The organism is Shewanella sp. GD03713 (assembly GCF_029843705.1).
Classification (GTDB): Bacteria; Pseudomonadota; Gammaproteobacteria; order Enterobacterales; family Shewanellaceae; genus Shewanella.
This window is the reverse complement of the sequence record NZ_JAOCIW010000001.1, coordinates 1,269,095-1,285,281: the sequence shown is the minus strand read 5'-3', so window position 1 is coordinate 1,285,281 and position 16,187 is coordinate 1,269,095. Positions and strand designations below refer to the sequence as shown.

Below are 16,187 nucleotides of genomic sequence, written 5' to 3'. Positions count from 1 at the left end.
AAGGCCGGGCCCACTGTCGCGGGTCCGGCCTTAAAATTTATTTCTTCAGATCACGTTTTTGATGTGCACTTGCGGCAGCAACGAAACCTTCGAACAATGGATGACCATCGCGTGGGGTCGAAGTGAATTCTGGGTGGAATTGACCCGCAACAAACCAAGGATGATCTTTCAGCTCAATCATCTCAACCAGTTTACGGTCAGAAGATAAACCACTAAATACCAGACCCGCTTGTTCTAAACGTTCTCTGTACTTGTTGTTCACTTCGTAACGGTGACGGTGACGCTCAACACAAGTGTTACCTTTGTACGCTTGCGCCGCTTTTGAACCTTCAAGCAGGTGACATAACTGCGCACCTAAACGCATAGTGCCACCTAAATCAGAGGCTTCATGGCGTTGTTCAACATTACCTTCTTCATCAACCCATTCAGTGATTAAACCAACCACAGGGAATGGCGTTGCTTTATTGAATTCGGTTGAGTGTGCATCGGCCATGCCTGCAACATTACGGGCAAATTCAATCAGCGCCACTTGCATACCTAAACAGATACCAAAGTACGGCAGCTCGTTTTCACGGGCATATTTAGCCGCCAGGATCTTACCTTCCACACCGCGCTCACCGAAGCCGCCTGGAACTAAGATACCGTCTAAACCTTGCAGAACTTCATCGCCTTTCGCTTCAACGGTTTGTGAGTCGATATACTTGATGCTCACGGATACACGGTTCTTCAGACCCGCATGCTTTAATGCTTCATTGACTGACTTATAGGCGTCTGGCAGTTCGATGTATTTACCTACCATACCAATCACGACTTCGCCGTTTGGATTGGCTTCTTGGTAAATGACGTTTTCCCACTCAGACAAGTCGGCTTCGCGGCATTCTAAACCAAAACGCTTAACCACTAAGTCATCTAAACCCTGTGAGCGCAGCAGCGCTGGGATCTTGTAGATACTGTCGACGTCTTTTAATGAAATAACCGCACGTTCTTCAACGTTACAGAATAACGAAATCTTCGCACGCTCGTTGGCAGGAATCGCGCGGTCGCCACGGCAGATCAGCACATCGGGTGCAATACCGATAGAACGCAATTCTTTCACTGAATGTTGAGTCGGTTTGGTTTTCACTTCACCCGCAGCGCCAAGGAATGGCACTAAGGTTAAATGCATAAACAGGGTACGATCGCGACCCAGTTCAACGCCTAATTGACGGATAGACTCAAGGAATGGCAGTGATTCGATATCACCCACAGTACCGCCGATTTCAACGATAGCCACATCATGACCTTCACCACCTGCAATCACTTTTTCTTTGATCGCGTTAGTGATGTGTGGGATCACCTGAATGGTCGCACCTAAGTAATCACCGCGACGCTCTTTACGCAGCACTTCCTCGTAAATACGACCCGTAGTGAAGTTGTTGCGACGGTTCATCTTAGTGCGGATGAAACGCTCATAGTGGCCTAGGTCAAGGTCTGTTTCTGCGCCGTCCTCAGTCACAAACACTTCACCATGTTGCGTTGGGCTCATGGTACCTGGATCAACGTTAATGTATGGGTCCAGTTTCATGATGGTTACATTGAGACCACGGGCCTCTAAAATTGCGGCTAATGAAGCGGCTGCAATGCCTTTACCTAGTGATGAAACCACACCACCAGTAACGAAGATATACCTTGTAGTCATGCTGAACCTGAGAAAATGAGTTTGAAAATACGTGCTTGTAAGAAAGCACTAGGACGGGGCAGTAGTATACCAAAGGTGTTGCCATTCGACAAACACCAATCCGGATAATTTGCCCTTTATCTTGGCTCGCCCTGTTTAACCATATCCCAGTAGGCATCTAACTCTTCTAAGCTATGTTCTTCTAATGCTTTATTATTTTGTCTCGCAAATGCCTCAACACCTTTAAAACGGCGTTCAAATTTAACATTGGCTTGGCGCAGCGCTTGTTCTGGGTCCACCTTTAAATGACGCGCCAAATTCACCACTGCAAATAATAAGTCGCCCATTTCGGCCTGTACTTTGGCTTGGTCGAGCGCAGGCTGATTCACCTCCGCCAGCACTTCATCAATTTCTTCATGGATTTTTGCGACAACGGGCTCAAGCTCAGGCCAATCGAACCCAACGCGCGCGACCCGTTGCTGAATTTTGATAGAGCGCGATAACGCTGGCTGCGCACGCGGAATATCATCAAGCACAGACACCTCGCTTGGTGAAGCCACCCCAGCCGCTAATGCCTTTTGTTCACGCTCACTGGCTTTGATTGCTTCCCAATTGGCTTTCATTTGCTGACTGCTGGCATCGGCCTCAAACACTTCATTACCAAACACATGGGGATGACGGCGGGTCAGTTTGTCGGTGATTTTATTGACGACGGTGCTGAAATCAAACCTGCCCTGCTCTTTGCCAAGCTGGCAATAAAACACCACTTGGAATAATAAATCCCCCAGCTCATCGGGTAATTCGTCTAGGGCTAAACGTTCAATCGTGTCGGCCACTTCATAGGCCTCTTCGAGGGTAAAAGGCACTATGGTTTGAAAGGTCTGCGCCTTATCCCAAGGACAACCCGTTTGCGGATCGCGCAGCTTCTCCATAATCTTCAATAATGGCGCAACATCGGTTGCAGAAAGTGCTGTTGCTGAAAGCTCAGTAATAGAAGGCGTGGTATGGGAAGTCATGCTGATATCCTTGCAAGAGAGTCGACACAGACAAATACGCAGGATGAGTACAAAGGAATACACTCAAGCAGAGTCGCGTCGCAACTAAGACAGTAATAGGGCAATAAAGCGCTAATGATAAAGTAGCCAAGCTTAAAGTGCTATTTTGAGTCGGAGATTAGGCTTTAGCGGAGATGATATGCCCACTACAGGCTTCATCCTCTTGCAGCTTACACTCAAGGTCGGCAACTTTTTCATCCGAAAGGATTATCCCTTCTGGCTCGACTTTGACTTCGAGGACTTTTAATCGCTTTTGAAGTTCTCTAAGCTATGTCGTAACCAAATAGAGTGCAAGCCACTGGCGGAGACAAATATCCTTTGTTTTTGAAACTCGTTACTAGAGCGAGACTGCCCATGAGCAGGAAACGCGATAGCATGTGTTAAGACAGCATTTTCAGTTACATCATCAACACGATTCTTAAGGTTCAGTGTTCTTCTGGACTGTAATACCCAAAAAAGAAGGCCAGCTGGATTGCTGACCTTCTCTTTACAACTATTCACCTTCAGTCACCAAACGCTCAGTAACCGAGCACAACCAAAATAGCTATATTGCAGCTTTACACAAGTCGCTAAGGCACCAAAAACTAAAATCCAAGTGCCGTGGTTTGACTGGGTTCCAACACCAAACGTGCAACACCAGTGACACCTGCACCATAAGGTCTGCTGGCCTGCATACCACGACTGAATGCCGCTGGTGCTGCTGTTTGGTTCCAGTAATCAAAGGCTATTTCTTCATAGATATTGAGTCTAGGGCCAAGACCTCGGGCCACATACCAGGGTGACTGGCTGTCATTGCGGCGCTCTTCAAATTCAAACACATAAATCCGCGGCCCCAATACGCCAGTCTCGACTTGTTTGAGCATATACCAGTCACGGCGGGCACAGGGCTCAGTGTCTACATCGCCACATTGCCAGCGATAAATTGACTGGAAGGCCACATCGTCGGACTCAGTATCAACTATCCACTTGATCGGCCGGTCAAACACGGGGGCAAAATCGGGAGGCGATGCCTGGAAGCTGCCAAGCTGATAACCCGTATTGCCTGCATTGAACTGCCAGCCAAAGTAGGCAAAACCGTCATCCCACAGCAAGTTGCCATCCTCCCAAGCTGACTTACGCCACTGATTGATGAAGCTGGTCCAATATTTGCCTTCGCCGTTGGTCAAATCAAACTCGCCGATGACGCCATTTTCGACTTCAAGCGCATAGTCGGTGTCGGCGGCAATCAGATTGCCCTCAGCATCGTAAGACTCACTGAATACCTGAATATCGCTGCCGGACTGGTCAAGCTTGCTGATATGCACGCTACTGCCATCTTCAAATCGGGCAACAAAAACACCCTGCTCATCAATGGTCCAAGTGAAAGGCCGCTCCAACACTCGGGCGATACCTGTGCCATCTGCACTGACCTCAAACAAGTCAGCAAACATATCCGAGTAACCGAGTCCTGGCTCACCAAAGTAATAATAATGTTCGACAATCCAGTCGCTAACTACCTCATCAGCAGTGAGTTTAAGTTCACTCAGTTTATCGCCATTGCGCATCAGTTGGTCGGTGGTGGACTCATCCAGCTTGCCACTGGTCGACACCACACCGCCTGTCAGCGTCACCGGCGTCATGGTTTCTTTCACCGTTGCGACAATACGGAAAGTGTCAGTTTTCTCGCCTTCTATGACCCGTTTCATGGTGGTGCTTTGCGGCTTGCGCAGCACTTCCACCTGGTTGACGCCTGCACTATGCAATTGCTCAACCTGCGCCATGGTTAATCCGGCAACGCCTTCTTCGACAGCGGGATAACTGTAGGAGCCCATAGGATCGATATAAGTCAGAGTTAAGGTGCCATTGGTGAGTGCCCAGCTGAACTTCTCTACACGACCAGTAGTTTCAATCCCGCCACCATCCTGGTGAAATTCAAATCGGCCCCCCCCTCGGGACAAAAAGCCTACCGCCGCTGGATACACTTCATAGTAGGTACTGGCAAGACTTTCAGGCGCAATCGGGGGGGTCAACTCAGGATCTGCGATGATATCGTCGACGGTCGCACTAATAATACCAGGCGTGGCGGTTTCGGCTGCGGTGACATAGCTGTTGTATGCTTCGGTATTGGTCAAGAGCTCCAGCACATTACTGACCCCTTCCGGCAAGGCAAACGCGCCCCCCTGAGTAATCAGTTTGACCACAGCAGCTGCCTCTATCAACTCATCCGGACTGACTGATTTTTCAATCAGGGTGAATTGGTCTAAATCAGCAGGAACCTCACCATTGTTAGCCGAGACTATCAGCGAATACAAGGCGGTCGAAACCGCATTGATAGACACAGTATTGGCGCCCTCATCGGCTGCTAGAGCATCTGCCTTGGTAGCTGGTGGCGAAACCTGCGTACTGGAGCTCACTTTGCCTGCCACAGCCGCCAGCACAGGATCCGCGTTCAGCTGGGGGACAAACTTGTAATACTCCAAACCGGCAGTGCTGGCCGATTTAACGATGAGATTAGTAAATAGATTGGTTTCATCATCGTCGGCTTTAAGTGGCAGGCTAAAAGCACCATTGCTGTCAGTTGTGGTACTGAAACTGGTGCCAGCCAAGGTGCCGCTGACCTCGGAGCTAGCAAAAGCGGCGTCAGCGACATTCCCTCTAACAGTATAAGTCATCATAATTGGTGTTACGGTGACGGTTCCGACTACAGAGGCGGATTCATCATCATCGTCAGTAACCATCAAACTGAAGCCTAGGTCGGTATCAGCCGAAACGCTTGGCGCCGTAAAACTTAAGGAAGCAGTGGTTTCACCAGTCAGGATTACCGGGACGCCAGTGGTTTGGGTCCAAAGATATGAGCTGATACTGCCATCCTGATCTGTCGCTGAGGCAGTTAAGGTCACAGCCGACTTCTCAACTACACCTTCAAAGAGGGCAGTAACCGTGGGCAACCTATTGTTGGCCACCAGCACCGAAACCGTGGCACTGGCAGTTTGATTGGCGCTGTCAGTAACTGTGACCCGAAGCACTGCGGTCCCATCTGCATCAACGCTCGGCGCGGTCACACCAACGATGGCGCTGGTGATGTTGGCCAGCTTTAACGTGGGGCCGGATTCTTGAGTCCATTGATAGCTGAGCGAGCTACCATCGTCCTGGCCGACCGAAATAATATCGACGCTTCGGTTTTCTTTCAGCGCTACAGAACTCGCAACGGTTACCGTTGGCATTTCATCGGTGTCATCAGAGCCGCAGGCTGCCAGTATGGCGCAGGCCAAAAAACTCACAGACACCTGTTTGAAATTTTTAAATTTCATCGTCACTCCTTAACGAGCTATAGGGTATATACGAGAGGTATGGGATAGACAACAATCGATAGGTATTGACGAATAACAAGCAATTAGTTCGCCTTTTAACCAATCAAAAAAAGCATAGTTCATATTTAAAAAGCACACGATAATAATTACGATTACAGTTCAGTAATTAGTGGAAGCTGCCATATCTTTTGTGCTTCATTCCTCTTCATACTCGTCTTTAGATTTTCTTCACTTTTTCTATTTTTGAGCAGTTGAACACCTCGAACAGAAGAAGACTTATAGATGCTAATAAACGCAAATTTATCATCTGATTAATCGCTACGTCAGAAGTGCTTTTTTGCATGATGGAGATAAACTCACGTAGCGAAACTATGAGCGAATACATGGATGGATTATTTATTAAGTAAAGAATCCACCTTCTGAAGAAGGTGGTTTAGGGCTAAATACAAAAAAGCGGTAGCACTTTATGCCCTACCGCCTTTTACAACGCATAATCACAGAATCGAGAATTACAATCTGCGCGCTTCTATCACGCTATCGACTTGGGAGAGCTTAGATAACACCCGCGATAAGCCATCGAGATTATAAAGCTCTAATTCCAGCTCTATGGCCGCAGTTTGATTCTTAATATCCGATGAGGAGCTCATGGCGAGCACATTGGATTTTTCGGCGGCGAGTACTGAAGTCAGATCCCGCAATAAACCACTGCGATCATGGGCTAATACGCGCAGGCGCATACGATAACCACCTGAATAGTTCTCGCCCCAAACCACATCGACGCCACGTTCTGGGTGAACGCGCATCAACTCTTTAACCTGTTCACAGTCGGAGCGATGCACCGAAATACCGCGCCCTTTGGTGATAAAACCTAAAATTTCATCCCCAGGTACGGGCTGGCAGCAACGGGCGATATGGCTGAGTAAGTTACCCACGCCATTCACTTCCACCTGACCACGGCTATTGGTGCCAGATTTGGGTTGGCTCTTCTTAACTAATTCTTCTACCGCATCTTCTTCGCTCACCTCATCGAGGCGCAACTTACTTTGAATATGGTTAACGACCTGATGTAAACGCACATCACCGCCGCCGATAGCGGCGAGTAAATCGTCCATACTCGCCATATTAAAGCGCTCAACAGCGATGGCGGCATCTTTGATTTTAAGGCTGACTCGCGCCAACTCGGCTTCGAGCATTTCTTTACCGGCGATAATGTTTTTATCGCGGTCCTGCTGCTTAAACCAATGTTGAATTTTCGAGCGCGCCCGCGATGTGCGGATATAACCTAAGTTTGGATTGAGCCAATCGCGCTTAGGATTAGGGTGCTTCGAGGTGATGATCTCGATACGCTCGCCCGTTTCAACCTGATAGGTAAACGGCACAATGCGACCATCGACCTTGGCACCGATACACTTATGGCCGACCTGCGAGTGAATATAGTAGGCAAAGTCGAGCACGGTTGAGCCAAGTGGCAAGTCAACAACTTCACCGCTTGGGGTAAAGACATAGACTCTATCTTCAAATACTTGGCTGCGGACTTCTTCGACCAAGTTGCCGCTTTCGACCACGTCTTCCTGCCATTGCAGAATTTTACGCAGCCAATTGATTTTTTCTTCGTAGCCGCTCTGTTTGCCGGAGTGATTACCTTCTTTATATTTCCAGTGCGCGGCAACCCCCAGCTCTGCATCTTCATGCATATCTTGGGTACGAATTTGAATTTCAACGGTTTTACCTTCAGGCCCCACCACTACGGTATGAATCGATTGATAACCGTTAGGTTTAGGGTTGGCCACGTAGTCGTCGAACTCACGCGGAATATGGTGCCAAAGAGTGTGCACGACCCCTAAGGCGCCATAGCAGTCCTGCAAACGTTCGGTGACAATCCGCACGGCGCGCACGTCAAACAACTCATCAAACTTGAGGTGTTTGCCCTTCATCTTGCGCCAGATGCTGTAGATATGTTTTGGACGACCATACACCTTAGCGCGGATATGATCCTCATCGAGGCGCTGCTGCAACTGCTCGACAAATTTTTCGATATAGACTTCGCGGTCTAATCGCTTACCGTCTAGCTGTTTCGCAATGTCCTTGTAGGTATCTGGATGCAGATAACGGAAGGAAATATCTTCTAATTCCCACTTTAACTGACCAATCCCCAAACGGTTAGCGAGCGGCGCATAGATATCGGCAATTTCGCGGGCCAGCAAGACGCGGGTTTCTTCGTCGGCATTTTTCACGGCGCGCAGCAAACAAACACGCTCAGCCAGTTTGATCACCACGGCGCGTACGTCTTCGACCATCGCCAGTAACATGCGGCGGATATTGTCGATTTGCGGCTCGGTTGAGCGGCTATTAGGGTTGATTTTTAACGCACCAATGGCATCCATGGTCACAACGCTGGCGACTAACCGCGCCAGCGGCTCGCCAAATTTTTCTTTGATCGCTTCTTCGTTTAATAAACCTGCATCAAACACCACAAACAGGATAGCCGCTTGCAGCGTCTCGATATCCATATTCAGCGGCGCGAGGATTTCAATCATCTCGCGGGCACGTTCGAGTAGTTCTCTTTTCGCGGCAGGACTCTTAGCGGGTAAGGCTTCGACCTGTGCAATCAGGGTGAGTAAGGTTTGCGCCTCCTCGACATGACTGACATAGCGAGCCACCCAATCTTCAAGATGAAAATCGGGATCATTAAAGTGCGCTTCGCGAACAGAGACCATCTAATTTATTTCCTTATTCGTGCTCAGAGAAAAGTGGCACCACCTCGGCACTCCTATCTTCAGCATTGGCACGGACTTGTCAAACCCAACGAGACGAAACTTCACATTTTTTACGTTATTCAAACGCTTTGCTTACTTTACACTCGAATAACGCGGGCAAGTGAAGAAACCTTGCCCAACCGATAAGCCTTATTTTGCAAGCTCAAACAACGCCATGGCTTCGATATGATGTGTCTGCGGGAACATATCGATTAAGCCTAACTTTTGTAACTTGTAGCCACGTTCAAGTAACACCGCACTGTCGCGGGCTAAGCTCGCCGGATTACACGACACATACACCACTTGGCGAGGTTTCATCTTCTTAAGCCATTGCAAACTCTCGAACGCACCCGCGCGGGCAGGATCGAGTAGCAACTTATCAATCTTGCCCATCCAAGGCTCGCAGGATAAATCGGCACTTAAATCGCCATGGTAAAAGGTTAAATTGCTTAAGCCATTTGCCGCCGCGTTTTCACGGGCTTGGCTAACCATTTCTGGCACCCCTTCAACCCCAATCACTTCGGCGCCCAGTTTAGCTAATGGCAAACTGAAGTTCCCCATACCGCAGAAGAGATCGAGAATACGCTCACCCGCCTGCGGTGCTAACCAGTCTAACGCCTGCGCCACCATGGCCTTGTTAATTTGCGCATTCACTTGCACAAAGTTACCCGGGGTAAAGGTGAGGCTCACAGGCGTTGCATCGGCTTTATCATCGAACAACTGGTAAACGGGCAATAACAGCGTGCCATTCACCCCATGGAACTCGCCGTCGTTGTCTTGTAAACAAATATGGATTTGATGCAGCTCGGCAAACTGCGCAAGCTTAGCCATGTCCTTATCATTTAAGGATTTAGTGATCCGAATTACCGCAAAATGGCCGTTGTCGGCGTCAATCAATTCTAAATGACCAAGACTCGATTTGGCCGCCAGTTGATTAAGCAACTTAGCAAACGGGTCGATTAAATCCGCTAAGGGCTTCGCCAAGACTAAACAGCTATCAATAGGCACGACTTGGTTGCTGCTCGAGGCACGAAACCCTAAGCTTAATTGCTTGGTATTTTTATCAAATAAAGTCGCAAGGCGGGCGCGGCGACGATAGTGCCACCCCTCACCCGTCAATGCGGGCACAGAGTTGCCTTCGGTGCCAGCAAATTTGGCCATAATATCAACCAAGGCCGCTGACTTATGCTCGCGCTGGCCGGCTAATGACATATGCTGTAAATCGCAGCCGCCACAGCTGTGGTAATGTGGGCATAGTGGCGTGACTCGCTCAGCGCTCGGTGTCTCGACTTTAATTAGCTTGGCTCGGGCATAGTTTTTCTTTTGTTCGGTCAGCTGCGCCTGCACGGTTTCATTTGGCAAGGCCCCGGGGATAAATACGACTTTTCCCTGATGTTGTGCTATACCAGCCCCTAGATGATCCAGCTGGTGCACGCTAAAGGACTGCTTCGCGGACAATTGCTTGGAACTATTTGGTTTTGCTTTAAAAAATTGTGCCATTTCGGCCTCTAAATCAATAAAAAACTGGTAAAGACCGCCCTTTTTCTGGCAGTCTTATAAAATTATATCGTCCCTAGAACTTAGGAAACTGCGCTGCGGCTATGAACCCTGTCAACAACATGACCAAATACAGCTTACGTTCCTGGGTTCTGGTGCTTGCGCTTGCGCCGACGATCTTAGTCGGTATTCTTCTGGGCAGCTACTTTACCATAAATCGCTTCTATGAACTCGAAGATACGCTGATTGAACAGGGCAGCAATATTATCGAGCCTCTAGCGATTGCCAGTGAAGTGGGACTCGTGGGCAATGACAGAGAGGCTACCAAACGCCTCCTTGCCGCCGCACAGCTGAATAAATCCACGCTCGTTAAATCCATCGCTATTTTTGATATTCAAAATCAACTCTTTGTCACATCGCATTACCACAAAGATTTCGAAATCATGCGCTATAAAGAGGCGCTGAGTAATCTGCACAAAACCGAAATCGAGCATGTGGGCGATAGCCTTATCCTTAGAACACCGATTTTTGCCACCGCCCCTCCGACGCCGGGCGCACCCATCAATTTTGATATCCAAACCGATACTGGCGAATTGCTCGGTTATATTTCGGTGATTATCAATAAAGAACGCGCGCTGCTCGAACAACATAGGGCCGCCGTGGCCGCCTTTATTATCGTCTTGATTGGGGTGCAATTAAACCTGTTGTTTACCTTTCGTCTGGTGAAAAACGTTACCCAGCCGATTACCGAAATGGTACGAGTGGTGGCCAAAATTCGCGAGGGTAAACTCGATGCTAGGCTCGAGGGCAATCTTATCGGTGAGCTGGATTTGCTTAAACGCGGTATTAACGCCATGGCGGGTTCGCTATCGGAATATCACGATGAGATGCAGCAAAATATCGATCAGGCCACCTCGGATCTGCGGGAAACCTTAGAGCAAATTGAAATCCAAAACGTCGAGCTCGACTTAGCCAAAAAACGCGCGCTGGAGGCCAGTCGCATTAAGTCGGAATTCTTGGCGAACATGTCCCACGAGCTACGTACTCCCTTAAACGGCGTGATAGGCTTTGCCCGTCAGCTCGTTAAAACCCCGCTGCACTCGAGCCAAGTCGATTACATTAATACCATCGAGCGCAGCGCCACTAATCTGCTGGCAATTATTAACGATATTCTCGACTTCTCGAAACTCGAAGCCGGTAAAATGGTGTTAGAAAAAATGCCATTCGGCTTAAGGGAAACCTTAGGTGAGACGATTACCTTAATCTCGGGCAGCGCGCAGGCGAAAGGGCTGGAATTGGTCGTCGATATTGCGCCAAACGTCCCCGACAATGTTAACGGCGATGCCATGCGCGTTTGCCAAATTATCAATAACTTAGTAGGCAATGCCATCAAGTTTACCGACTCGGGCAGCGTGTTAGTCAAATTAGAATTACAAAACCAGACCGACGAGCAAGTGGTACTGCGCTGTGATGTGATTGATACCGGGATAGGGATTGACGACAGCCAGCAGGACTACCTCTTTCAAGCCTTTGGTCAAGCGGATTCCTCGATTTCCCGCCGCTTTGGCGGTACAGGGCTTGGGCTGGTCATCACTAAGCGTCTCGTCAACCAAATGGGCGGCCAAATTGGTTTTACCTCGGCGGTGGATAAGGGTTCAAACTTCTGGTTCACTCTGCCATTGGGGCTCGGTCAATTCCAAATTGGTGACTCATTGCCCTTTGAAAAACTTAAAGATAAAACCGTGCTGTTTTATGAGCCCAGAGTGCTCACCCATTCGGTGATAAGTCGTCAATTAAAGCAATGGGATACCAAAGTTACTCACCATCAACACATTCCGAGTTTACAGACGACGCTCTCGACCACCGAGCATCAGTTCGATTATGTGCTGTTGAGTTGCCATGGATTTAGCAATCCCAATCAATTAGTCAGCACCTTAAACCAAGCCAAGACCAAGACGGATTGCTTAATCGTGCTGTTCGATTGCCAAGAGCAGGAAGTGCTAAGCCAATTTATTCGCCCCAATGCCGATGTGGTGTTGTCACTGCCGGTGAGCGAGCACCAACTGGCGCGTAATATGCTCTATCCGCCAATAGAATATGATATTTCACCACCAGCCAGCATCACAGTGCCCGCCGCGCGCCAATCATTGACCGTATTGGCGGTGGACGATAACTTTGCCAATTTAAAGCTGATTGATACCCTGCTTAACGAGTTAGTGACGACCGTCATCGCCGTTAACAGCGGTGAAGAAGCCGTCAAACAAGCCAAGAGCCGCACCTTTGACCTTATCTTTATGGATATTCAGATGCCGGGCACCGACGGTATCAGCGCCACTAAGCAAATCCGCCAAGGGTCGATGAACCGTAACACGCCGATTATTGCCGTGACCGCCCACGCGATTGCCGAGGAACGTGAACTGATTTTAGGCAGCGGTATGGATGGGTACTTGCCTAAACCCATAGATGAAGCGGCCCTCAAAGCCGAAATAAACCGCTGGATCACTCGGCCCAAGTTCACCCATTTCGATTTACATACCCTCAACTGGGATCTTTGCTTAACCCAAGCTAACCATAAGTCGGATTTAGCCTTAGACATGCTGCGCATGTTATTGGATTCGCTGCCTCAAACCGTTTCGGCAATCGAGACGGCGCTGAGCCAAGATGACCAAGCGACTATGCTCAGCACAATCCATAAACTTCATGGTGCTAGTTGCTATTGTGGGGTACCAACGACACAGCGATTATGCCAAGAGATTGAATCGGCATTGAAACGTGATGCCCGTGTCGAAGATCTCGAACCGGAAATACTAGAGTTACTTGATGAGCTAACTAAGGTAGAATCGGCGGCAAAACAAGTGCTATCACAGCTATCAGCGGAAATAACAGATGACCAAAAAAACGGGCTTCTTTAAGCGTTTAAAGGCGCTAGAACTACCACAGAAAAAACTCTTTGCCATTGCCCTTTGCCAACGAATGTTACCTAACTATCAATTGTTTTCAGAGGTTTGCGAGTTTGGCGATCCTGCGGTATTAAGCACTGTGCTCGAGCTTCTTTGGCAATCCCAGTACGACAACAAGCTGAAATTCAACATCGATGTGCATTTGCAGCGTCTAGAAGATAACACCCCAGAACCCGCCGACTTTGATAGCTATGGTGTGTATCCGGCGATGGACGCCGTGGTGGCTCTCTCGACGTTACTCGGGGCGATTCAAACCAATCTCGAGGAAGATATCACCAATATCAGCAAATTATCCTCAAGCACTGTGGCGAACTACATTGAGACCATCAGCGATGTGGATTTAACCGATGATGCCTTAGATGACTACGTCTTCGCCCATGAAGTGATGGAAGAAGAGCGCGCGCTGCAAAATACGCTGCTGGAAATCATCGAGGAAAATCCTAAGATCACCGCCGAGTTAGTGAAAGGGTTACGCAAAGAGATTATCGAAGCGGGTGTATCGAATATCGGCATCAGCGTGGCCTAAATAGGAACAGGCTACCTAAGAGACTTGGCTTTTAGGTAGCATCTTATACTGGGGAATACTGCACGAGGGGATAGGACTTAGCTAGGCATCCATTCAATATGAAAAAACTCGTTTATCAAGGATTTATCTTAACCAATAGCGAAGGCCGCACCGATACCTGGAAACTCACCATTGGTCAGCAAAGCCGTATTGGGTCCTTGTTTGAACTGCGCCGTTTAGTCAATTACTACCTTGAACTGGGTATTGTGCCCGCCACCCGCGCCAGCCTACAAGAGGCGAAGCAGACCCAAAACTCCATGAGTAAAAATCCGCTAAAGCCTCGCAAACGCTAACAGGCTTACGCCATCGAAAACAGTTCGGGCGCCTTAGACTGCATAAACTCGATAAACACCCTCACCTTCTGCGGCTGCTGACTCCGCTGGTGATACAGAATCGATATTCTGCGCTGTTCACCAATCCATTCTGGCAAGAGTACTTTTAACTGCCCCTCTTTAATTTGCTGTTTTACAAATAATTCTGGGCCATAGAGTATGCCGCCGTGGTCGAGTGTCGCCTGAATCGCCCCGTGCAGATCCGTGAGCGTAAGCTTTGTTGGGCCATTAAAATAAAACGACTCACCATTAGGGTGCTTTAAGTGCCAATTAAACAGTGGCCATACTTTAATTAACTGGTGGGCTTCAAGATCATCGGGATGGGTTAACTTTGGCGCCGAGGCTAAATATTCCGGCGTCGCAAACAGGCGATAATCGAGTTCGCCTAAGGTGCTCGACACCCAAGAAGAATCGGGCTGAGCACCGCCCACAATCGCCACATCGATCCCTTTATCAATTAAATCGACTAACTCATTGCTTTGGGAAATATGTAAGCGGATATCGGGATATAAACGTCCAAACTCGTTCAATGCGCGGATAAAAATGATAGAAATAATCGAAATCGGCGCCGCAATCCGCAATGTCCCTTCGGGCTTATCACTGCCGACACCGCTCAGTTCATCAAATTGGGCAATGACGCTCTGATAGCGTTGGAATAACGCTAGGCCTTCTTCGGTTAACCGCAGCTTACGGGTGCTACGCATAAACAATTGCTTATCGAGCTTCTCCTCAAGTTTGGCCAGCTTACGGCTCACTGTGGCGATGGGCATATCGAGCTCTTTAGCCGCTTGGGAAAAACTCCCCGCATTCACTAAATGCACAAACAGATAAATTAACTGCAGCTCGCCGCCTATATCATCAGCCATTTTCAATCCCAATCGTTTATGTGAGTGCCTGCATCCATAACGCGCACTAACTCATTGTGTTTTAAACGTAGAATTATTCACTTCTACGACCATAGCGCAATAGCCTCCAAGGGGAATGCTATGCTATTTTGCCGATAAATTTACTGCGCTAGCGCCGATTATCGTCAATTGGCTGAGAGAATATCCCGAGGCTCGTTTACGGGATAAGCAACACAAAAGGATGAGTGAGGGACATGACCATTTTAACCCCTCTGTTTGCCGTCTTCGGGATCATGCTACTGGGCACACTAGTGCAAAAGCTGCGCTTTCTTCCAGTAGAAACAGACCAAGTACTCAATCAATATGTTTATTATATTGCGTTTCCGGCCATCCTATTGATAGCACTGGCGCAGCAGCCCATTGAAGAGATCCTACAGTGGGGATTTATCGCCGGGTACAGCGCAGGTATGTTGGTGATTTACCTCGTTTGTATCGGCATCTCCCTGCTGGTGAACCCTAAACAGCCTGCGATAGCCGCCGTGCGCGCCTTAAATGCCACTTTTGGCAATACCGCATTCATCGGTATTCCACTCCTTGTCATCTTATTCCCCCAGCAACAAAGCGCCTTAGTTGCCGCTGCAATTGCCAGTTTATTGTCCGTACTCATGTTTGCCGTGGCCTTGGTCTCGTTAGAACTCGCCACCAATAAACAGCGGCAACATCACGCCGCGGTGATCATGCTGTTAGCCGTGGTGAAAAACCCGATTGTGATAGGTTGTTTTATTGGCGTGGCCATTTCGGCATTAGGGATAACCTTACCAGCGGGCTTGGCAATGATGATCCAGCAGATAGGCAATACCTCCAGCCCCTGCGCCCTCTTTGCCGTCGGCATGGTATTGGCGAAAGCCATGCGCTATCAAAAAGATAGCAAGGTATTTAGCCTAGCTAACTTTATCGAACTGAGCCTTATCAACCTGTTTAAACTTATCCTGCAACCCGCCTTGGTTTACTTCATGTTAAAAGGCGTAGGTGTCACGGGCGACTACCTCGTTATGGGCGTTATTCTTAGTGCCTTGCCCACGGCGGCAAGCGTCTATCTGTTGGCGCAGCGCTATAACACTCAGGCCTCCACCAGTGCACAAGGGATACTCTTTGGCACTATAGTGACCTTTTTCAGCTTACCCATTCTGGAGCAGCTCGTTAAAACCTATTCATAAACAAATAATTAGG

At 48.7% G+C, this 16,187-nt stretch carries 10 protein-coding genes and 1 pseudogene; 4 read left to right on the top strand and 7 right to left on the bottom strand.

Annotated elements, in window-relative coordinates:
* Positions 1 to 37: 37 nt before the first annotated feature.
* The 6 genes and pseudogenes from N5E87_RS05670 to rlmD all read right to left on the bottom strand — a co-directional run bounded on the left by N5E87_RS05670 (position 38) and on the right by rlmD (position 10,258).
* Positions 38 to 1,678, bottom strand: a complete 1,641-nt coding sequence (locus N5E87_RS05670; RefSeq protein ID WP_023267550.1) for a CTP synthase — start codon at positions 1,676 to 1,678, stop codon at positions 38 to 40.
* A 116-nt stretch (positions 1,679 to 1,794) separates the two neighbouring features.
* Positions 1,795 to 2,673 carry a nucleoside triphosphate pyrophosphohydrolase gene (gene mazG, locus N5E87_RS05665; protein ID WP_279775156.1) on the bottom strand — a complete coding sequence of 293 codons (879 nt, stop codon included), beginning with the start codon at positions 2,671 to 2,673 and terminating at the stop codon, positions 1,795 to 1,797.
* Between the two features lie 187 nt (positions 2,674 to 2,860).
* A pseudogene (locus N5E87_RS05660) lies at positions 2,861 to 3,156 on the bottom strand (IS481 family transposase); the annotation flags it as partial.
* Positions 3,157 to 3,296: 140 nt separating this feature from the next.
* Complete coding sequence (locus N5E87_RS05655; RefSeq protein ID WP_279775155.1) at positions 3,297 to 6,002, bottom strand: hypothetical protein; 2,706 nt, start codon at positions 6,000 to 6,002, stop codon at positions 3,297 to 3,299.
* Positions 6,003 to 6,511: 509 nt separating this feature from the next.
* On the bottom strand, positions 6,512 to 8,719 hold the full coding sequence (relA, locus tag N5E87_RS05650) for a GTP diphosphokinase (RefSeq protein WP_126512669.1): 2,208 nt from the start codon (positions 8,717 to 8,719) through the stop codon (positions 6,512 to 6,514).
* 189 nt (positions 8,720 to 8,908) lie between these two features.
* On the bottom strand, positions 8,909 to 10,258 hold the full coding sequence (gene rlmD, locus N5E87_RS05645) for a 23S rRNA (uracil(1939)-C(5))-methyltransferase RlmD (RefSeq protein ID WP_279775153.1): 1,350 nt from the start codon (positions 10,256 to 10,258) through the stop codon (positions 8,909 to 8,911).
* Positions 10,259 to 10,359: 101 nt separating this feature from the next.
* Here rlmD and barA point away from each other — a divergent pair, with 101 nt between their 5' ends.
* The 3 genes from barA (at position 10,360) to N5E87_RS05630 (ending at position 14,073) form a co-directional block, all read left to right on the top strand.
* Positions 10,360 to 13,167, top strand: a complete 2,808-nt coding sequence (gene barA, locus N5E87_RS05640) for a two-component sensor histidine kinase BarA (RefSeq protein ID WP_279775152.1) — start codon at positions 10,360 to 10,362, stop codon at positions 13,165 to 13,167.
* A complete protein-coding gene (locus tag N5E87_RS05635; RefSeq protein ID WP_011625559.1) occupies positions 13,142 to 13,741 on the top strand; it encodes a YjaG family protein in 600 nt (199 codons plus the stop codon). The genes barA and N5E87_RS05635 overlap by 26 nt, the downstream gene beginning before the upstream one ends.
* A gap of 98 nt (positions 13,742 to 13,839) precedes the next feature.
* Positions 13,840 to 14,073 carry a DUF3319 domain-containing protein gene (locus N5E87_RS05630; protein ID WP_011625558.1) on the top strand — a complete coding sequence of 78 codons (234 nt, stop codon included), beginning with the start codon at positions 13,840 to 13,842 and terminating at the stop codon, positions 14,071 to 14,073.
* A gap of 5 nt (positions 14,074 to 14,078) precedes the next feature.
* Here N5E87_RS05630 and lldR read toward each other — a convergent pair whose 3' ends face one another.
* Positions 14,079 to 14,978 (bottom strand): LysR family transcriptional regulator LldR, encoded by a 900-nt coding sequence (lldR, locus tag N5E87_RS05625; protein ID WP_086903143.1) that lies wholly within the window; start codon positions 14,976 to 14,978, stop codon positions 14,079 to 14,081.
* Between the two features lie 233 nt (positions 14,979 to 15,211).
* On the opposite strand from lldR, the gene N5E87_RS05620 reads away from it, so the two are divergent.
* On the top strand, positions 15,212 to 16,174 hold the full coding sequence (locus N5E87_RS05620) for an AEC family transporter (protein WP_279775151.1): 963 nt from the start codon (positions 15,212 to 15,214) through the stop codon (positions 16,172 to 16,174).
* The last annotated feature ends 13 nt before the right edge of the window (positions 16,175 to 16,187 follow it).